At 42.9% G+C, this 21,401-nt stretch carries 18 protein-coding genes; 1 reads left to right on the plus strand and 17 read right to left on the minus strand.

The window, feature by feature from the left end:
- Positions 1-30 precede the first annotated feature (30 nt).
- The 5 genes from NKF87_RS11415 to NKF87_RS11435 form a co-directional block, all read right to left on the minus strand.
- Complete coding sequence (locus NKF87_RS11415) at positions 31-1,401, minus strand: PhoH family protein (protein WP_006426107.1); 1,371 nt, start codon at positions 1,399-1,401, stop codon at positions 31-33.
- A 226-nt stretch (positions 1,402-1,627) separates the two neighbouring features.
- Positions 1,628-2,725, minus strand: a complete 1,098-nt coding sequence (locus NKF87_RS11420; protein WP_117597748.1) for a glycerol dehydrogenase — start codon at positions 2,723-2,725, stop codon at positions 1,628-1,630.
- 173 nt (positions 2,726-2,898) lie between these two features.
- On the minus strand, positions 2,899-3,309 hold the full coding sequence (locus tag NKF87_RS11425; RefSeq protein ID WP_055181541.1) for a peptide deformylase: 411 nt from the start codon (positions 3,307-3,309) through the stop codon (positions 2,899-2,901).
- Complete coding sequence (locus NKF87_RS11430; protein WP_117597749.1) at positions 3,306-4,199, minus strand: ketopantoate reductase family protein; 894 nt, start codon at positions 4,197-4,199, stop codon at positions 3,306-3,308. Before NKF87_RS11430 ends, NKF87_RS11425 begins: the two co-directional genes overlap by 4 nt.
- Positions 4,200-4,687: 488 nt before the next feature.
- Positions 4,688-5,929, minus strand: coding sequence for a dicarboxylate/amino acid:cation symporter (locus NKF87_RS11435; protein WP_117597750.1), 1,242 nt, complete (start codon positions 5,927-5,929; stop codon positions 4,688-4,690).
- Positions 5,930-6,268: 339 nt separating this feature from the next.
- On the opposite strand from NKF87_RS11435, the gene NKF87_RS11440 reads away from it, so the two are divergent.
- Entirely contained in the window at positions 6,269-7,342 is a 1,074-nt protein-coding gene (locus NKF87_RS11440; RefSeq protein WP_117597751.1) for a M24 family metallopeptidase, read from the plus strand.
- A 229-nt stretch (positions 7,343-7,571) separates the two neighbouring features.
- Here the strand turns inward: NKF87_RS11440 and NKF87_RS11445 are convergent, their stop codons facing one another.
- The 12 genes from NKF87_RS11445 to fabF all read right to left on the minus strand — a co-directional run bounded on the left by NKF87_RS11445 (position 7,572) and on the right by fabF (position 21,397).
- The gene (locus tag NKF87_RS11445) at positions 7,572-9,014 is read right to left on the minus strand and encodes an MFS transporter (protein ID WP_006426121.1); all 1,443 of its coding nucleotides are present in this window, start codon (positions 9,012-9,014) and stop codon (positions 7,572-7,574) included.
- Between the two features lie 95 nt (positions 9,015-9,109).
- Positions 9,110-10,636 (minus strand): response regulator, encoded by a 1,527-nt coding sequence (locus tag NKF87_RS11450; RefSeq protein WP_117597752.1) that lies wholly within the window; start codon positions 10,634-10,636, stop codon positions 9,110-9,112.
- Positions 10,617-12,314, minus strand: coding sequence for a sensor histidine kinase (locus NKF87_RS11455; protein ID WP_117597753.1), 1,698 nt, complete (start codon positions 12,312-12,314; stop codon positions 10,617-10,619). The genes NKF87_RS11450 and NKF87_RS11455 overlap by 20 nt, the downstream gene beginning before the upstream one ends.
- The gene (locus NKF87_RS11460; RefSeq protein WP_242998872.1) at positions 12,311-13,546 is read right to left on the minus strand and encodes an ABC transporter substrate-binding protein; all 1,236 of its coding nucleotides are present in this window, start codon (positions 13,544-13,546) and stop codon (positions 12,311-12,313) included. The genes NKF87_RS11455 and NKF87_RS11460 overlap by 4 nt, the downstream gene beginning before the upstream one ends.
- A 70-nt stretch (positions 13,547-13,616) precedes the next feature.
- Complete coding sequence (locus NKF87_RS11465; RefSeq protein ID WP_117597754.1) at positions 13,617-14,345, minus strand: NAD-dependent protein deacylase; 729 nt, start codon at positions 14,343-14,345, stop codon at positions 13,617-13,619.
- A 168-nt stretch (positions 14,346-14,513) separates the two neighbouring features.
- Positions 14,514-14,966: a MarR family winged helix-turn-helix transcriptional regulator gene (locus NKF87_RS11470; protein ID WP_028088536.1), complete on the minus strand. Its 453-nt coding sequence runs from the start codon at positions 14,964-14,966 to the stop codon at positions 14,514-14,516.
- 57 nt (positions 14,967-15,023) lie between these two features.
- Positions 15,024-16,094: an NAD(P)H-dependent flavin oxidoreductase gene (locus tag NKF87_RS11475; RefSeq protein WP_055281837.1), complete on the minus strand. Its 1,071-nt coding sequence runs from the start codon at positions 16,092-16,094 to the stop codon at positions 15,024-15,026.
- Positions 16,095-16,139: 45 nt separating this feature from the next.
- Positions 16,140-17,846 (minus strand): acetyl-CoA carboxylase carboxyl transferase subunit, encoded by a 1,707-nt coding sequence (locus tag NKF87_RS11480; RefSeq protein ID WP_055281838.1) that lies wholly within the window; start codon positions 17,844-17,846, stop codon positions 16,140-16,142.
- A gap of 12 nt (positions 17,847-17,858) precedes the next feature.
- On the minus strand, positions 17,859-19,193 hold the full coding sequence (locus tag NKF87_RS11485; RefSeq protein ID WP_117597755.1) for an acetyl-CoA carboxylase biotin carboxylase subunit: 1,335 nt from the start codon (positions 19,191-19,193) through the stop codon (positions 17,859-17,861).
- 30 nt (positions 19,194-19,223) lie between these two features.
- Positions 19,224-19,652 carry a 3-hydroxyacyl-ACP dehydratase FabZ gene (gene fabZ, locus NKF87_RS11490; protein ID WP_055281842.1) on the minus strand — a complete coding sequence of 143 codons (429 nt, stop codon included), beginning with the start codon at positions 19,650-19,652 and terminating at the stop codon, positions 19,224-19,226.
- 9 nt (positions 19,653-19,661) lie between these two features.
- On the minus strand, positions 19,662-20,129 hold the full coding sequence (gene accB / locus NKF87_RS11495; RefSeq protein WP_055281844.1) for an acetyl-CoA carboxylase biotin carboxyl carrier protein: 468 nt from the start codon (positions 20,127-20,129) through the stop codon (positions 19,662-19,664).
- Between the two features lie 29 nt (positions 20,130-20,158).
- Positions 20,159-21,397 carry a beta-ketoacyl-ACP synthase II gene (fabF, locus tag NKF87_RS11500; protein ID WP_117597756.1) on the minus strand — a complete coding sequence of 413 codons (1,239 nt, stop codon included), beginning with the start codon at positions 21,395-21,397 and terminating at the stop codon, positions 20,159-20,161.
- Positions 21,398-21,401: the final 4 nt, after the last annotated feature.

Consider the following 21,401-nt stretch of genomic DNA (forward strand, 5'->3'; position numbering starts at 1 on the left):
TTCGTTCCCTTCTAATTCTATAATCTATGTCTATAATCTGTGAATCGCATCCATCGCAAGTTCGGAACGCTCACATTCTTCTGCAGACATTGTAATCTGATAACATAAAGGACTACCCTTCATGTATTCCGACGCATAACTAAGTCCATTCGTTCTCTCATCCAGAAATGGCCGGTCTATCTGATTCGGATCACCAAGCAGAATGATCTTCGTTCCTTTTCCGGCTCTTGTTATGATTCCTTTCACCTGATTCGGAGTCATGTTCTGCGCCTCGTCTATGATCAGATAGGTCTTCACAAATGAACGGCCTCTGATGAAATTCATTGCTTCTGTCTGGATCAGTCCTCTTGCAAATATCTCTTCGATCTTGCCCTGTAATTCCTGTTCATCCTGATAACGCTCTTCTTCATCCGAATCAATCAGCTGCTCTAGATTATCTACGATCGGACGCATCAAAGGTGATATCTTTTCCTGCTCGTCTCCCGGAAGGAAACCGATATCCTGGTCAAACTGCGCATTCGGTCTGCAGATCAGAATTCTTCTATATTCTCCGGTCGGATTGTTCAGCACCTTCTCCAGTCCGACTGCCAGTGAGTAAAATGTCTTCGCCGTTCCTGCCATTCCTTTTACAATTACAAGCGGTGCTTTCTCTGCGGATTTCATCAATGCTTCCTGTAAAAAATACTGTCCGGCATTCCTTGGTTTGATGCCATAAGGCTGGCTCTTTCGGAATTCTAACGATACTACTTTCTTCCCTTCAACTCTTCCAAGATGTGTCTTTTTCACAGACTGATCTGCCTTCAATATGATAAATTCATTCTCCGTAAGTTCCGGCTGGATCTTATTACCATCTTCATCGGACAAATAAAGTTCCTTCAGATGAACGCCTTTTTTCTTGAATTCTTTGAACTTGTCTTCCGCCACATAGCAAATCTGTCTGCCGCTGTACTGTCCCTCTTCTTCGATGACCTGCTCTGTGCTGAAATCCTGGGCTTCAATTCCGAGAATCTGTGCTTTTAACCTAAGGACCAGATCTTTTGTCACCAGAACGACCGGCTTTTCTTCTTCCCGGATTCCCTTACATACTTTTAAGATCCGATTATCCGGCTTATCTTCCGGAAGGCTTTCCGGCAGTTCTACATTTACACAATTGGCCTCTACACGGAGGATTCCTCCATTTTCCATCTGGACACCTTTTAAAAGGTCTCCTTTCAGTCTGAGCTTTTCCAGAAAACGGATCGCCCGCCTTGCATTTGCTCCCTTTTCTCCTTCTGCTTTCTTCAGGCCGTCCAGTTCTTCTAATACAACCAATGGCAATATCACCCTGTTTTCTTCAAAACACTGACATGCATAAGGTGCCTGGATTAAAATATTGGTATCAATAACATAGGATTTGATCATAGATATTTCTCACACTTTCTGATTTTGTTTTTTGTACATTTTCAGGTATAGTATGAAAATATTGAATTTACTCGATATTTTTGTAAAAAAGATGTTAAGTTATTCTTGAAATCTACTGAAATTTTCAGATTCATATACAGAATGATTCTGCAAAATAATACAGAGAACCTGTCAATGGCAGATTCTCTGTATTTATTATGTATTTTTTATTTTCACAGATTCTTGACTATTCTCCGAGGAAATATTTTCCGTATGCATCTGCTGCCTTGATTGCTGCACATACAGTCTCCGGTGTTACCTCGAATGGCATATTATGAAGCGTATCGTTCTCTGCGCAGGCTGCTGTTGCAACTGCCATCAGTTTCTCGTCCGTCACTTCTGTGATTCCCAGTTCTTTTAATGTCACAGGCAGTCCCAGTTCGATACACCAGTCAATGATATCTTCCAGTTCTTCTGCCGGAATATTCTCCAGTACCAGCTGCGTAATCGTTCCGAATGCAACCTTCTCACCGTGATACATATGGTGGCACTCGTCCAGTACGGTAAATCCATTATGAATTGCATGTGCTCCTGCAAGTCCGCCACTCTCAAATCCAATACCGCTCAGTAATGTGTTGGCTTCGATGATTTTTTCCACAGCCGGTGTACATGCTCCTGCTTCCAGGGCAAGTTTTGCCTTTACACCTTCTGCCATCAGAGTGTCAAAACAAAGTTTTGCAAGTGCGATTGCTGCCTGTGTAACCTGTCCGCCGGCACATGTTGTTGCCCCGCTTGCCTGACAGGCTCTTGCTTCAAAATATGTTGCCAGTGCATCACCCATTCCTGATACCGTAAGTCTTACCGGTGATTTTGCAATAATCTCGGTATCCATCAGAACCATATTTGGGTTAGCCGGAAGGAATAAGTACTCTTCGAATACGCCATCATCTGTATAAATAACTGACAGTGCACTGCAAGGTGCGTCTGTCGATGCGATTGTCGGGCAGATCAGAACCGGAGCTTCTTTGTAATAAGCAACTGCTTTGGCTGTATCCAGGATCTTACCACCACCGATACCGATCACGACATCACAGCCTTTTTCATTCATAATGTCTACCAGACGGTTAATCTCATTCTTACTGCATTCTCTGTTGAAATACTCATATACAGGTGTGATCTCGTATCCTTCAAATCCAGTATTTACAACGTCTCCGATACGTTTGTATCCGGATTCCGTGATCAGTACAAGTGCCTTCTTGCCATACTTCTGAGCATATTCACCCAGCTTCTTCATCTCTCCTGCACCCTGTACATATTTACTTGGACTACATAAAATCTTTGCCATGATATTACCCTCCTGTAATCTTTACGTTTCATGTGTTATTTTATTAACAATCTAGTTTTATTGTATGCTTTTGATGCAGTTGTGTCAATAAGGTAGTGGGAAATATTATGGCAAAATATTATGACTAATCCTAATATATATCTTTGTGTCAATGATACAACACCAGCGCATGACTATATCACAATACCGTGACAATGATCTACTTCATGTTGAATAATCTGCGCCGTCCATCCAGTATATTTCTGTCTCTGTTTTTTGAAATTCATATCCTGATATTCCACTTCAATCTCCTGATACCGGGTGCATTTTCTCACACCAGTAAGGGAAAGACAGCCTTCCTCCGTCTCATATTTTCCGGAACGTTTTACAATCTTCGGATTGAACATTGCCACATTCATGAATCCCATATTGACGGCTATGATACATTTCTTCACGCCAATCATATTCGCTGCCATGCCGACACAGCCTTCCTCGTGCGCTTTCAATGTATCTAACAAATCCACTGCAACCTGCTTATCCGCCTCTGTCGCCGGCTTGGATCTCTGGTTTAGGAAAAATATATCTTTCATAATCGGTCTTATCATGTTTTGTTACTCTCTTTCGTATGTGTCTTCATATAATTATAGAATTCCTGATGCAGCCGCTGGAATTCTTCCGGTGCATGCATCGCATGCCGGTAAAGAAATCTGTTGCCAAATTCACTCTGATATACTCTGCTTAGAACCCCTGCCAGCATTCCTGTCGGCATATCTTTGATCATATAAAGCTTTGCCGGGCACAACATTCCCTTTTGGGCGATCCACTTCAGGTTCTTTTTCATCCGATAAGCTGTCAGCGTCATCAATTTTTCATTTGCACAGATTTTTTCCGGATGCCTGCTCTGGTAATAAGCATCTGCCAGCGGAATGATCACGCCAAGATGTGAGATCTGCCAGTGATGCATTTCCGGAACGATCTGATATGGAATGTGGCTTTTTCTAAATATGTATGCCAGTGCTTCTTCCCTGCTGCTCTTTCTTCCTCCGATCTCACCGAATGTTGTCGGCTGGATTGCTCTTGGCAGAAGCTGTGCATCCAGAATCCCACCTTCGATACAGCCGCCCGCTCCCGGAAATGCCGGAAGGATCCTGCCTTTTCCGCAGATTTTCTCCCACCTGCCATATGGTTTGATCGTATTGACCATAGTGACAACATTCGGACTTTCATTCCTACTGATGTCTTCCAGTGCTTCTTCCACCTGATTCTCACGTACAGTCAGGAAAATAAACTGGTAACGGTCATTCGGCTTTAACTCACTGATCGTCTTAACCTCAACTTTATGCGTTCTTGTCTTGCCTCTGTACCATAGACCGTGTCCCTGTAATTCTTTTAACCGCTGCCCTCTTGCTAAGACTGTTACATCCAGTCCTGCTTTGACGAATCTGGATGCGTAGAAGCTTCCGATGACTCCGGCGCCGTAGATTAGGATCCGCATGGTGTATTCCTCCTTGGTGTATGTTCGTATATTCCGTGTTCTTTCTTGTGTTCTTTGATATCTTTCTGTTATATATCTTCTGCTATAGCATCTGTTGTAATTCTAACACCCGGACTTTTTGATTTCAACACTGTCCCGGTTTATGGTGCATCTGATCGTATTTTATTTTATGTTCTAAATTTGTTAACAATTTCTTTCTAATTCCATCACAGTTTTATCACAATTTAATTCTATACTAGGAATTGTTCAAGAGAACAAACACTTTAAATCTTTTTCATAACTTTTTCCTCAGGACTGCACTCCTCCCAAACATTGCAGTCCTATTTTTTTGCCCAATTACCGGGCAACACCCAAACATCTTTAAAAATCACAAAATAATAGGTGTTCCCAGCACACATACTGGAAAGCACCTATTATTTTCATTCTTATAACGAGCCACTGGGACACTAAAAACGACACAACACGCCGTTCCAACTGGTTCCACTAGTCTACAGTCCGTTTTCAATTTCCCTCTTTGCATCTTTCTTCCGTTCCATATTCGAAACAATAATACAACAAGATGCATCACCAGTAATATTAACCACCGTACGTCCCATATCAAAGATACGGTCCACGCCGGCAACCAGTGCGATTCCGTCAACCGGAAGTCCGACTGAGGTAAGTACCATTGCGAGCATAACCATACCTGCTCCCGGAACTCCTGCAGTACCGATGGAAGCCAGCGTTGCAGTCAGGATCATCGTCAGCATCTGCGGAAGCGTCAGATGGATGCCATAGCATGATGCAATAAAGATCGCACACACACCCTGATAGATTGCAGTTCCGTCCATGTTAATCGTAGCTCCCAGCGGAAGTACGAAAGAAGATACTTCTTTGGATGCTCCCATATTTTCTACGCATTCCATATTAATCGGAAGTGTTCCGACAGATGAAGAACTTGAGAATGCGAACATGATTGCCGGAAGCATTCCCTTGAAGAATTTTAACGGGCTCATTCCGCCCATTGTCTTTACTGCAAACGAATATACAACTACTGCATGGATGATGTAGCATACATAAGCAGCCAGAAGTACCATCGCGAGTGAACCGATGATCGCCGGCCCGTTTGAAGCAATGACCGGACTCAGCAGACAGAACACACCAATCGGTGATAACTTCAGGATCATCTCCATACATTTCATAAATACATCATTCAGATCATTACAGGCTGTTACCAGTCTTGTATTTCTTTCACCTTCCCCCAGAAGGATAATTCCAAATCCAAGAATCAGTGCCGTCACGATCACCTGGAGCATATTTGCCTCCACCATCGGTGATACAAAATTTGATGGGAAGATATTTACAATCGTATCCATCAGTGAGATCGTCTGATCTGCTTTATAAGAAAGATCTGTTGTCGCAATCTTCGGAAATGCTCCTTTGAACATATTTGCCCCAATAAGTCCGAATGTAATGGCAAATGCTGTCGTACACATATAGTAAACGACTGTCTTTACTCCGATCGATCCGACCTTTTTAATGTCCTTCATGGAAATAATTCCACACATAATGGAAAACAGCACGATCGGAACGACAATGAATTTCAGTAAATTCAGAAAGATCGTACCAAATGGCTTGATATAAGTTTCCGCAAAATTTGCGTATTTCTGCATCAGTAATCCTGCAATGACCGCCAAAACCAGTGCAATGAATATCTGTGCAGCCAGTGATAATTTTTTCTTTTCTTTCATATTTCCTACCCTCTTCCTCTCTTTTTACAAGAGCATTCTCTAAAAATTACTCTTATACGTATACCTTCGTATTTATAACCCTTGCTATCAACATGCTCCTTACGAATGCATAGCAATAAAAAAATGGGCATTACCATACTGTGTAATGCCCATTCATTATTTTTAATATATTATCACATTGTTCTATTAAAGTCAATATGATAAACATTAGAAATTGTTGTCAGAACATTTCAAAAATTAATCCTTTAAATTCACTAAAATTCTAGTCATTTTAGCCAATTCATGTTATTATCTTAAATAGGATTTTTATCAAAACGCACAGGAAGGAGCATTTTAACAATGGACGAAAGAATTAGCCGCGTATTAGAAAAAATGAAAGAGAAAGGAATTGATCAGTTACTGGTATCTGATCCACTGAGCATCCGCTTTTTAACAGGAATCATGGTAAATCCTGGGGAAAGATTATATGCCCTGTTACTTAGAACAAGTGGAAAACATACATTATTCCTGAACTATCTGTATTATGTATCAAATACAGGATTTGAAGAAGTATGGTTCAGTGACATGGATGACCAGATCGGTGTTCTGATGGAGCACATCGATACAAAGAGCACTCTTGGTATTGACAAGACATGGCCTGCACGTTTCCTCATTCCACTTCAGGAGCGCTGCCCTGAGATGAAGACAATCTGGGGATCTGACTGCGTAGACGGTGTTCGTGCAGTTAAGAACGAAGAAGAGATTGCAATCATGAAACATGCATCTGTAATCAACGATACGGTTATGGAAAGAGTTGCTAATTTCATCAAAGAAGGTATGACAGAGAAAGAAGTTGCTGACTTCATCGACGCTGAGTACCTGAAAGAGGGAGCTAGCGGAGTAAGCTTTGATACAATCGTATGCTTCGGACCTAACGCTGCTGACCAGCACCATACACCAAGTGAGACAAGAACTCTGAAAGCCGGAGAATGTGTCCTGATCGATATGGGTTGTGTATGGAAAGGTTACTGCTCAGACATGACAAGAACATTCTACTGCAAGAGCGTAGATGATGAGCAGGCTGCTATCCACGATCTGGTTCGTACAGCAGTTGAGAAAGCAGAAGCCGTTATCAAACCTGGTATGCGTTTCTGCGATATCGACGCTCAGGCAAGAGATCTGATTGACGAAGCTGGATACAGTGAGTACTGGAGAATCCGTCTTGGACACTTCATCGGACAGGAAGATCACGAGTATGGTGATGTAAGCCCGATCAACAAGAATGTAGCTGAGCCTGGTATGATCTTCTCTATCGAGCCTGGTATCTACCTCGAAGGCAAATACGGTGTTCGTGTTGAGGACCTTGTTCTCGTAACAGAAGACGGACATGAACTTCTGAATGCTGTAGATAAGAAATACCGCATTGTTGGTTAATTTTAAATCTTACATATTATTTTTTAAAGGCAGGACTTCATTTCCTGCCTTTTTATGTGCCAAAGTTTTCTGTATCTACAGAACCTGCCACCGGCAGCTTCTTCCGAACGCATGGCGATTAAAATAAGCCGGAAGACATTACATCTTCCGGCTTATTCCTAATTACCATTCAAGTTCACATTTTCTATTCTATATTTTCTGACTCGGCTTTCTCTTGCTCAGCTTTTTCTTACTCAGCCTTTTCTCTACGCTCATCCAGTTCTTTTCTGACTGTCGGATAGATCTTATCAATTCCCATGAATAAGTACCAGATGATAAGAACGATCACTGTAATCACCAGTGGCAGATACAGGAACAGTCCTTTGATTGCGAAGATTGCACTTGCTGACTGAACGGCTGCTGTTCCGTCATAATGTCCGGCTGCCAGAATCCATCCAAGTGCTGCTGTTCCAAGTCCGGTTCCGATCTTCTGTCCGAAGCTTGTCACACTATAAGTAATTCCTTCTTCACGGATTCCGTCTTTCCATTCACTGTAATCTACGACATCTCCGACAATTGCGAACAGGCATGAATACAATGCCGCATGTCCGATTCCCTGTAACACCAGACCAGTGTAAATCATTGGAAGATTAACAGGTCCTGCGATTTCAAGCACCAGTCCTGCTGCGTAGAATAAGAATCCTACAAACAGTGCTTTGATCTTTCCGAATCTTTTTGTAAATACCGGGATCAACATAATCGTAAGGATGGTCGGGATATAGTTGAACATGGTCATTGTACTGTTCAGCATCTCATCCCCTAATACGTATTTTGCATAGTAGATTCTGGATCCTCCGGTTAATCCAAGCGATGTATAGATCACTGCAAATGCAAGTGTGATCAGGATAAAGTATTTATTTCTGCAAAGGATCTTAATTGTTTTCAGCGGATGTGTCTTCTTCTTCGCTGTTGTTTCTTTTTTGATTGGTTTGTATCTTTCTTTTGTTCCGGCAAATGTTGTGATGAACATTCCAAGTGCTACGATTGCATACACGATACTCATGCATGTCCAGCCACGCTGTCCGTTTCCAAGGAAATGTACCAGTGGAATCGTGATCACGTTAATCACAAGCTGTGCGATCATGGTAAATTCAAAACGGATCGTGTTCATGACATTTCTGTCGTGCTGCTCTGTGGTTACCAGTGAAAGCATTGTATTATAAGAAAGGTTAGATGCTGTAAAGCATACCGCTGCAAGGAATATGTATACAAGTAACAGGTAAATTGCTTTTCCATTTGCACCAAGGTCCGGTACTGTAAAGATCATGATCAGGCTGATGACCAGCGGTGGCGCACTCCAGAGTACCCACGGACGGGCTTTTCCCCATCTGGTGTTCGTCTTATCTATAATGATTCCCATAAAAAGATCCGATACGCCATCGAATAATCTGGCGATCAGCATCAGTGTTCCTACTACTCCTGCAGCAATACCTGCCACATCAGTACAATATATCGTCAGGAAAGAGGCTACCGTTGTCCATACCAGATTTGCTCCGATATCACCTACTCCATAACAGATTTTCTCTCCCAGAGATACTTTCATTCCATCCGCATTCTCTGTGATGGCTTCCTGTGTATTCTGTCCGGCTTTTTCTTTACTCACTCCGACGGATATTTTATCAACCGCTTCCATCTTAATTCCTCCTCTTTTTGTTCTGAACCCACTATATCAGAATCCAAATTTTAAAAAGGAGCAATTTTTTCGGAAAGGAGTAATTTTATAAACTGTTATGCATTAATCCGCCTGTATTCATTTGGAAGCATCCCTTCTTCCTGTTTAAATACTTTACTCATATACTTTGGATTGGAAAATCCAGTCATTGCAGCTATCTGATTTAATTTCAGATCTGTATCCAGAAGTAATTCTTTCACATGCATGATTTTAAATTTTCGTACCGTCTCCGTAAAGGAAGTCCCCGTTTCTTTCTTTAATTGTGTTCCCAGATATTGCTCTGTAACATGAAGTCTTCTGGCTGTTTCTTCCAAAGTAATCCCGTCACTATAACATTCTTTCATAATTGTCAGTGCTTTTTGTACCAGATATTCAGAAGATGTCTGGTTGATCTGACTTATCTCGATGCTGGAGAATAATTCCATCATGACTGCTTCTATCTCCTCCCAGGAAACTGCACCTAAGATTGTCTTTAACACTCTCTGAACCATCAATTCCTCATCCCGCAATGTGCCACACTCCTTGGCTGTATTGATTATCGCATATGCGAAACGGATACACACTTCTCTGAGTTCCTGTGGACTGTGTACTTCTATGCGTCCATATTTCATGAATTTCTGAAAACAACCGGTAAATTCTTCTACATTCATATGTATTACTGCACTTCTGGCCCTGTTTTCCAGCTCTGCCGGATAAATGAACTGATACGTTCTCATCTGTAGAATTTTCTCGCATTCAATCAATACCCTGTCTCCGAGTATCAGATGCCAGCCACATGCCTTTTCTAATTCCAGCTCTGTCTCAGTCAGTCTGTTAAGTCCCTTACATTCCTTCCATGTAAATACGCCACGGTCATGCAGTCTTACGGAACATGCCGGTACTACCGAATGTTTTACGTATTTCAATAATTTACTGACATCTTCCTCACCATAAAAGCAGACCAATGCGGCCTGTTGTTTTTCACGAGGCAGCCAGCACAGTTTCCGTTCCGGATTGTGTTCTTTCAATTCCTCCAGAAATAATCCGACTTCTTTCTTCTCACTTTCATAATATTTTCCAAGGAAAATGTACATACAATACAGGCTGTGTCCCTGAATGATTCCATAATTATCTGCCAGCACAGCGTCCAGCCTTTCATTCTTCTCATATTCACCATCCAGGATATCCTTCAGAATCTTTTCCAATGAAAGAGAATTCTTTCCCCTCTGTTCTACAAATAACTCTTCTTTAATTTTTTCCAGCGTTTTCTTTAGTTCTGTCAGATTCACCGGTTTTAGCAGATAATTTTCAATTCCCAGTTCGATTGCTTTTTTCGCATAGCTGAAATCCGAGTAGGCTGTAAGAATAATCACTTTTGTATAGATTCCTCTTGCCCGTGCTTCTTTCAGCATCTGCAGTCCATCCATATCCGGCATCTGGATATCCAGCATGATCAGATCCGGCATTTCCTCTTCCAGAAGTATCAGTCCTTCTGCTCCATTCTCCGCACTGCCTACGACCTGATATTCCGGACTTATCTTATTTAAAATATGTACAAGTCCTTCTCTGATCGGTTTTTCATCTTCAATAACTGCTATCTTCATCTTTTTGTTCCTCCTGCAATGGCACAAACAAATGTACTTTCACTCCACTTGGAGATACATTTTCAAAATAAATCACTGCATCTTCTCCGTAATAAAGTTTCAGACGTTTTCTTACATTCGAGATTCCAAAATGATTCTTGATCTCTTTTCCCATATTCAGGTCTTTCAACTGATCTTCATCTATATGCCGGCCGTTGTTTGCGATAATAATATGCATCTGTTCTTCCGCTTTGGATACCTCGATCGTCAGACGATGTGCTCCTTCATAACCACGGAAACTATATTTGATCGCATTTTCCACAAATGGCTGCAGCAGCATCTTGTGAATCTTGCATTTCCCGTACGAATCTTGAATTTTAAATTCCAGTTCAATCTCTTCTCCCAGTTTTTCCTGCTGGAGAAGGATGTATTTTTCCAGCCATCCTTTTTCCGCATCAATTGTGGTAAATTCACCGGCATCATTGATCGCATAGCGCAGGATGTCCGCAAGTGCCACCAACATCTCGCTAATCTCATATTGTTCATTCTCAATTGCTTTCCAGTTGATCGTATCCAGAATATTATAAAGGAAATGTGGATCGATCTGAGCCTCTAATGCAGAGATTTCTGCATTCTTCTGCTCCATTGCCGATTCTTTTACCTGTCCGATCAAATTGTGGATACGTTCCGACATTTCATTAAATCCTTCAGATATTTCCTGAATCTCTGTACTGTCTTTTTCTTTGACTTCAAGCTTTTCCCGGAAATTATCTTTTTCGAGATTTTTCATTGCATCCACAATGTCATTTACCGATATCATGACCGGTTTGGTAACACGATAGATCAGAAGGACAAAGATCAGCAGAACAGCAAGCGCTACCATGATCCAGAATATCACCTGTTCTTCAATTGCTTTCTGATATTCACGAATCGACTGACATAAGAGGATTGACCAGCCGCTTCTGGCATTTTTGATTGCCTTCTGATTAACCTTTGCACTATCCAAAGCCTTCTCTTGCCGGCCAAGCATCTTTGTATCTTCTGCCCCTACGATCACTCCGTCTTTCACAAGATATACTCTGGACCCTTTTCCTGCGCTTAATACCGATTCCAGTTCATCCAAATTGACAGACAGGATTACATATCCTAGATCCTCACTGATATCCCAGTAATTAACCACCTTTCTCCCGATATGAAACATACGCTCAGGATTGTCCGTATCTTTATCAACATCATAGGACAGCAGCTTTGTCTCATCCGGAATTTTTACCTTTTCCATCCATGTACTATTCACCGAAGATGACGACAGTCGGTCGTAAAATATCCGCCTCTTGTCTGAAAGCACAAGCTGGATTCCGTCAACTCCTTCATTTCTATTACAGATATGGGCAAAATCTCTTCTCATATTATATGCATCCGCTTCCGGAATTTCTTCCGAATCATTTGCATTTACTACAAGGCTCAGAAATTCTTCATCTGTTGTAATAGCATAAAGTAACGTTTCGTATTTATCCAGCGTCATATTCAGGCTCTGATTTGCTTTCTGCAAGTCAGCCTCTGCCTGATTGTTCATATTCTCTAATGTACTTGTCTTTAATCTCTCCTGCGATATCAGTGCAAAAATAGCAAGCGGAATACATGCCGTAATGATAAATGCCGGTATTAATATCTGCCGGAGATTTTTCTTTCTCTTTTTCATCTGTTTTCCGCTCCAATACTCTCTATCTTCTCCGCACCTTTATCCAATATCGTCTGTGAATCTTCTTCATTTACCAGGATCTCTCTTAATGTATCGGAAAGAGTCAATGAGATCTGCGGCCAGTTACTGCTGATCTCTCTTATCCTTGCATTCTGATACAGATCTATAAATACCCCTTTTTCTTCATCGTTTTTGAACTGTTGCTGCATAATCTCCTGCCTTGGTGCAAGAAATCCGAATTCATCTATGTAGCTTTTCATTCGATTCTCATCAGCAAGAAATCTCAGAAACTGAACCGCATATTCCTTATTTTCATTATTTGCCACCGCCAGAATCTCTCCTCCTGCAACTGTCACCGGATTGTCTCCACATGGAATTGCTGCCACTCCAAATTCGAGATCCGGATTGCTTTCTCGGATGCTGTCGATTGCCATAGAAGAATTGAACATCATTGCAATCTTGCCCTTTATAAACTGATTCGTCAGATCTCCCATCGTTAGGGAAATACTCTGCAGACTTAAGCTTCCTTCCTGTTCCATATTTCTCAAAAACAGAAAAGCCTGCTGCCCGCTTGCTGTATTAATACGATGGATATCGCCACCCATAGACCACAGGATCGGCAGGAACTCATACATACTTTCTTCCGTCTGCAATGCTGTGATTGCGAATCCTTTTATCGTTTTATCACTGACCTTCGCCGCAATTTCTTCGAATTCTTCCCAATTGTCCGGGACTTTACATCCGGCTTTCTCCAGAATCTTCTTATTATAAAACATCGCCGTACAGTTCACTCCAAACGGCTGTCCATAGATTCTTCCATCCGCAGAACATGGTGCCAGCGCTTTTTCTGAATACTCCTGTAATTCCGGGATCTCATCTGTCAGATCTGCAAATGGTTTCATCTGATGGAGAAATTGAAAATCCGAAGAATCCACCAACGCAATATCCGGCATTTTTTCTTCCGACATGGACAATGCCAGCTGTTTCTTGAAATCTTCATCCGGTATGTAGGATACCTTAACTTCTATTTTATCTTGTGACTGGTTAAACTGATCTACCAGTTCTTCCAGATGCTGCTGGTTTCCCGGGATGTCCCAGTAATGCCACAGTTCGATTTGTTTTTTCTTTGTTATTTTTGTTTTCTCTTGTTTCTGGCAGCCTCCGCACATGAACATGGAAGCGATCATTACTGCACACAGGCAGACAGAAATGTATTTTCCTGTTCTCTTCATCTTCTTTCTCCAGTTTTTAAGTTCTTTTCCAGTCCTTACCACTTTTGGCACTTAGTACTTCCAGCGCTTACTACTGTACCTTTATCTGTCCCAGTATCTCCCCGATCGGTGCCGCAATCGTCAACTCCGCACCAACTTCTCTGGCTGTTGCACCCTTATTGATCACCACCAGATGTTTTCCTCTGAAATAATCAATAAATCCTGCTGCCGGATAAACGATCAGTGATGTACCACCTATGATCAGCGTATCTGCTTCACTTATTGCCTTCACACTCTTATTGATCACAGCAGAATCAAGACCTTCCTCATAAAGTACAACATCCGGTTTGAGCATTCCTCCGCAGCTGCATCTCGGGATTCCGTCTGCATGTTTTACATAAGCCGCATCGTAGAATTTATGGCATTTCATGCAGTAATTGCGATGAATACTTCCGTGCAGTTCCAGTACATTTTTGCTTCCTGCCGCCTGATGAAGTCCGTCAATATTCTGCGTGATAACAGCAGTTAATTTGCCGGCTGCTTCTAATTCTGCAAGCTTACGATGTGCAGCATTCGGTTTCGCATCCAGGAACATCATCTTCTCCTTATAGAATTCATAGAATCCTTCCGGGCTCTGTACGAAGAAACTGTGGCTTACAATCTGTTCCGGTGAATACTTATACTTCTGCCGATATAATCCATCCGCACTTCGGAAATCCGGAATATCACTCTCTGTAGAGACACCTGCACCTCCGAAAAATACAATTCTTTCACTGTCATCAATAATTGTCTGTAATTGTTCTGCTTCTTTTTCGTACATTGCTATTCCTCCTGAATTCTATGAATTTTATTTTGTATTTCTGACATATGCAGAAAAAACTGCCCACAACCTGTAAAGGCTGCATGACAGTCACTTTCTATCTTCTTATTTGTTATTCTCTTTCTCGATCCATGCAGCTACTTCATGCAGATTTGGAAGATAACTCCATCATTCCTTATTCTCACTATACCCGGTAAAGAATTCAGATAATGCATCCAGTGTCTTCACAAGTACCGGAAGTTCGGTATCATCCAGTTTGTCCAGGATAGCCTGTGTCATCTGTCTGTGGTAATCTTCGTGATGATGGTAAGCCTTTACACCTTTTTCTGTCAGCTTGACAAGAACGACTCTTCTGTCTTCTTCACTGCGGTGACGCTCCACATATCTTTTATTCACCAGACTGTTCATGGCAGTCGTAAGGGATCCTACCGTAATATTCAGCTTTCTGGCGATGGAAGACATATTATTTCCTTCTCCGAGTCCGATTGCTTCTATTACATGCATATCATTATTTGTAAGATCCTTGAACTCGTCCGTAATAATCGCCTTTTCTTCCAGCTCCCATATTTCATTGATCAGACTGACCAGTGTCTGATTGATCATCTTATATGCGTCATCCATTCCCATCTTCTGTAATTTCCTTCACTTTAACTCTTCATTCTTTACTCTTGTCTTTTATTATACCCTTTCTGGCATCAGAGAATCAATAACTTCTTTCACAGTTTCCAGATGATCTGCTCTGTATGCATATGCCCCGCAGAAAAGTAATGCATCATCGACATTTCCCTTTGCGGCATTGATCAGTGCCTGCGTAATACAATATGGTGTCGTTCCCGGATTACAGTGTTTCAGACAGCGGTAACAATGTGCGGGAGCAATCCTGCCCTGTTCTTTTACTTTTTTCATAAAGGGATTCAGAATCGCACGTCCAGGCATTCCCACAGGACTTTTTACGATCACAATATCTTCTTTTCCGGCATTCAGATATGCTTCTTTATAGCGGATGTCTGCGTCACATTCTTCCGTTGTAACGAATCTGGTTGCCACTTGTATCGCATCTGCCCCAAGGGAAAATGCATGTGCGGCGCTTTCGCTGTCATGAATTCCTCCACCGATTGCTATCGGAATCTTCTTTTCGTATTTATCCGAATAGTTCTGTATGATTTCTTTGATTTTCTGAATCTCCTGATCGTATATTGCCTGTCCTTCATATTCATCCAGCTGATCTTCACGAAATCCCAAATGTCCCCCGGCAAGCGGTCCTTCGATCACTACCAGATCCGGTATTCTTTGATATTTTTTATCCCAGTACTTTAATATGACATTCGCCGACTTTGCAGTAGATACGATCGGCGCAAGCAGAATGTCCGAATCCCCCACATATTTCGGAAGTTCCGTCGGAAGTCCCGCTCCCGATACGATCAGATCTGCGCCTGCTTCTACCACCGCATGCACATATTCTTCATAATGCTCCATGGCAACCATCAGATTAAATCCTATGATTCCATCCGGTGCCAGTTTTCTTGCTTTTTCATATTCCGATTTCACCGCTCTTAAGTTTGCTTCTAATGGATTCTTTTCAAAATCTTTTTCTTTAAAGCCGGGTTGAGCGGCAGAGATAATCCCTATGCCGCCCTCTTTTGCAACTGCTCCGGCAAGATTTCCAAGGCTGATCCCTACTCCCATACCACCCTGGATAACCGGAACTTTTGCCATCTTTGTTCCTATTTTCAATGGTTGTATTTCCATATCTTTTTTCCTCGTCATATTATAGAATTTATGTGTTCATACCTATTACATATTTCTGAAGCGCTCGTATCTATGTCTTATCAATTCCTGTTCTGACATGCTTCCATATCTCATCAGAAACTCTTCTATTGCTTCATTTATCTGCATGATCACAGAATCCATATTCTGAACCGTATATGTTTCCGGTTCTGCGAAAACACGCTCTACAATTCCCTGTGCTTTCAAATTCTCTGCTGTCAGCTTCATCACTTCTGCGGCTTCTTTTGCTTTAGAACTGTCTTTCCATAAAATGCTTGCGAATCCTTCCGGCGAAAGAATCGAATAGATAGAATTCTCCAGCATCCACACTTCATCCGCAGTTGCCATCGCAAGTGCTCCACCGCTTCCGCCTTCACCGATAATGATAGATACGACCGGAACCTTTAATCCGGACATCTCATAGATATTTCTGGCAATCGCTTCTCCCTGTCCGCGCTCTTCTGCTTCCAGTCCGCAGAACGCTCCCGGTGTATCGACCAGACAAATGACAGGTCTGGCAAATTTTTCTGCCTGTTTCATCAGTCTTAATGCTTTTCGATAACCTTCCGGTTCCGGCATGCCGAAGTTTCTTTCGATATTTTCTTTCGTATTTCTTCCCTTTGCCTGTGCGATCACCGTTACCGGCATGCCATGGAACCTTGCCACACCGCCAATGATTGCTTTGTCATCCGCAAAATATCTGTCACCGTGGAATTCTACAAAGTCTGTAAAGAGCGCATCAATGTAATCACTTCCTACCGGACGGTCTTTTCGTCTGGAAAGTTCTACTCTCTGCCATGCCGTTAATTTTTCTTCTTTCCTTCCGTCTGCCACCAGATCCTGAGCACATTCTTTTCTATTAAAATCTGTTCCTTTTCCATTCTCATGAAGTGCAAGGATTTTAGAAAGTACTGCTTTCATCTGCGGACGTTCTACAATGGCATCCAGGAATCCATGTTCCAATAAGAACTCTGCTCTTTGGAATCCCTCCGGAAGCTTTTGGCCGATGGTCTGCTCGATCACTCTTGGGCCTGCGAACCCGATCAGAGCTTTTGGCTCTGCCAGGATCACATCCCCGAGCATCGCAAAGCTTGCGGTTACTCCGCCAGTCGTGGGATCAGTCAGTATGCTGATATAAAGAAGTCCGGCATCACTGTGGTGCTTCAGTGCTGCGGATGTCTTTGCCATCTGCATCAGAGAGACGATTCCCTCCTGCATGCGGGCCCCTCCGGAGCAGGCAAATAAGATGACCGGAAGTCTTTCTTCTGTTGCCCGTTCTACTGCCCTTGCTATCTTCTCTCCAACTGCTTCTCCCATGCTGGCCATCAAAAATCTCCCATCACAGACTCCGATAGCCGTCTCACGGCCGTCAATCTTTGCTTTTCCTGTTATGACTGCTTCTGAAAGCCCTGTCTTTTCCTGCAGTTTTTCCAGTTTTTCTTCGTATCCTTTGTATTCCAGAGGATTCCCTCCCTGAAGATCAGAATCCCACTCTTCAAAAGAACCTTCATCTGTGACCATCTCGATCCTTCGTCTCGCATGCACGCGGAAATATCCCCCGCACTTCGGACAGATGTAATGATCTTTCTTTACATCCTCTGCAATAATTGCTCCTCCACACTTGTTACATTTGCGGAGTAATCCCTCCGGTACTTCCGGTCGTCTGGTAAATGTAATATAATTCTTTCTTCCGACAGCAATTCTGGTTTTCTTAAATACGTTGTCCAGCTTCATCAGCAGTCACCTCTACAGTCTTTCAATAAATTCAATATCTATATTTCCCTCAATGTAATCCGGATGATTCACAATTCCATACTGATAATCCACATTCGTGTCAATTCCTTCTATAATGACCTCACCCAGCGCACTCTGCATCTTGTGGATTGCTTCCTGACGGTTCTTCGCCCATACGATCAGTTTTGCCACCATGGAATCATAATATGGCGGAATCGTATAACCACTGTATATTGCAGAATCGATGCGGATTCCCTTTCCTCCCGGAAGATACATATCCGTGATCGTTCCCGGAGACGGGCGGAATCCTTTCTCCGGATTCTCTACATTGATCCTGCACTCGATCGCATGTCCGGTCAGTTTAATGTCTTCCTGTGTATAGGACAGCTTCTGTCCGGATGCGATACGGATCTGTTCCTTTACAAGATCTACACCGGTTACCCATTCCGTTACCGGATGCTCCACCTGGATCCTGGTATTCATTTCCATGAAATAAAAGTTCCCGGATTTTTCTAATAAGAACTCGATCGTTCCGGCATTCTCATACCCTGCTGCTTTGGCGGCTTTCACCGCCGCATCTCCCATCTTTTTTCTCAGTTCATCTGACAATGCAACAGATGGGGATTCTTCAATCAATTTTTGGTGATTACGCTGGATGGAACAGTCTCTTTCTCCCAGATGGATCACATTGCCATATTTATCTGCCAGAATCTGGAACTCAATATGTCTTGGATTTTCTACAAAGTGTTCAATGTACATCGTCGAATCGGCAAATGCCATCTCAGTCTCTTTCTGCGCCGTCTGAAATGCAGATTCAAACTCTTCCGGTGTCCATGCAGTACGCATGCCTTTCCCTCCGCCGCCAAGGGCAGCTTTTATAATAACCGGATAGCCGATCTCCTGTGCCAACGCAGCACCTGTCTTTGCATCGTAGACCGGTTCCTTACTTCCAGGTATGACCGGAACGCCTGCTGCCATCATCGTATTTCTCGCAACCTGTTTATTACCAAGGCTTGCAATGACTTTGGAATCCGGTCCGATGAATGTAATATTGCATTGCTCACATAATTCTGCAAATTTACTGTTCTCAGACAGGAATCCGAATCCGGGATGAATTGCATCTGCACCACTGATGATCGTTGCACTGATGATATTTTCCATACTGAGATAGCTGTCTTTTGACGGAGCAGGACCTATGCAGATTGCTTCATCTGCAAGCTTCGTGTGCAATGCTTCTTTATCTGCCTCGGAATAGACCGCCACAGTCTCTATTCCCATCTCACGGCAGGCACGGATGATACGCACTGCAATCTCTCCCCTGTTTGCGATCAATACTTTTTTAATCATCTTTCCTTACACTCCTATGCTGCTTTTTGTTTATCCAACCATGAATGTCAGTTCTGCACTGACTACTACCTTTCCATCCACACTTGCGACTGCCTCGCCGACACCGACAGGCCCTTTTCGCCGGATGATCTTCGTCTCCAGACGTACCTTGTCTCCCGGAACGATCTTACCTTTGAATTTACATTTATTGATTCCGCCGAAATATGCAATCTTTCCTTTGTTTTCTTCCAGACTTAAGATTGCAACCGCACCGGCCTGCGCCAGCGCTTCCACAGTCAGTACTCCCGGCATCACCGGTTCTTCCGGAAAATGTCCGGCGAAGAATTCTTCTCTGTAAGACACACATTTATATCCCACTGCGTATTCTCCCGGTACATAATCCTCAATGTAATCCAACAGAAGAAATGGGTGGCGGTGCGGGATGATTTCTTTTATCTGATTGATATCTAAATGATTCATACTGTCCTCCTACACGATGCGGAACAATGGCTGTCCATATTCCACACCTTCCTGATTATTTACCAGAATCTCTGCGACTGTTCCGCTGTAATCGCTTTCGATCTCATTCATCAGCTTCATTGCTTCTACAATTCCGAGTGTCTGTCCTTTTTCTACTCTGTCACCGACTTTTACGAAACTTTCCGCATCTTCCGCAGGTGCTGCATAGAATGTTCCTACCAACGGGGATTCCACTACATTCCCGACAGGTATTTCTTCGGCAGATGTTCCCGATATCTGATCTCCTTCTGCTGCTTTTTTTATCTCAGCAGCAGAAGTTGTTACCGCATTCACCGGTGCAGACAGATTTTCCGTCACATAGCATGTATTTTCTTTCTTGCTCAAATGCAATTTGATTCCTTCTTCCTCATATTTAAATCCTGTCAGATCTGACTTTGACACGGCATCTATGAGTTCGATCATTTTCTCCATTTCCATATGCTCTTTGTCCCTCCTGTGATTCTCCGCTAGCCTTCATACCGCTTCAACAATAACACTGCATTATGCCCTCCGAATCCAAGCGAGTTGGTCAGTACATAATCCACTTTCTTCTCAATCGGCGCACCAATTGCATAATTCAGATCACATTCTTCATCTGCGGTTTCTGTTCCGACAGTCTGATGAATGAAGTTATCCTGAATTGTCTTCACACAGGTAATAAACTCTACACCTCCTGCTGCGCCAAGCAGATGTCCGATCATAGATTTTGTAGAATTGATCACAACATCCTTTGCCGCTTCGCCGAGTGCCAGCTTAATTGCACGTGTCTCGAACAGGTCATTATGATGTGTACTGGTTCCATGTGCATTGATATAATCTACCTGAGAAGGTTTGATCCCGCCTTCTTCCATTGCAAGTTCCATTGCTTTGGCTGCTCCGCTTCCGTCTTCTGCCGGAGAAGTAATGTGATATGCATCTCCCGTAGAACCGTATCCGACAAGTTCGGCATAGATGACTGCACCACGTTGTTTTGCATGTTCCAGTTCTTCCAGAACAACTACACCTGCACCTTCTCCGAGAACGAATCCATCCCTGTCTTTATCAAATGGTCTGGATGCCTTCATCGGATCTGTAGAAGTCGAAAGTGCTGTCAGACTTGTGAATCCTGCGACTCCGGTCTCACAGATACATCCTTCTGCTCCACCCGCCAGCATCACTTCTGCGTCACCATACTGGATCGCACGGAATGCATCACCGATGCAGTTTGTTCCACTGGCACATGCTGTGACAACATTCGTGCATTTTCCTTTCAGCCCAAGCTGGATGGAAATATTGCCTGCTGCCATGTTCGAGATCATCATCGGAACCAACAATGGATTGACTCTTCCCGGTCCTTTGGTCCGGATCTTTTCATATTCTTTTTCTACTGCCTGAAGGCTTCCGATACCGGAACCTACGATCACACCGACACGGAACGGATCTTCTTTTGACATATCAAGTCCGGAATCCTCGAATGCTTCTTTCGCCGCCGCTACCGCATACTGGGAAAATGGCTCCATTCTTCTTGCTGCCTTAAAATCCATTCTGTCTTTTGCCTGAAAATCTTTTACCTCGGCCGCAATTTTCACCTTATATTCCGTAGTGTCGAATTTTGTGATCTCTCCGATTCCTACTTTACCTTCTTTTATACCGTCCCAGAACTCCTCTACGGTATTTCCGATCGGAGTCACTGCTCCAAGTCCTGTCACTACAACCCTTCTCTTCATATAT

Source organism: Dorea longicatena, assembly GCF_024168045.1.
Taxonomy (GTDB): Bacteria; Bacillota; Clostridia; order Lachnospirales; family Lachnospiraceae; genus Dorea_A.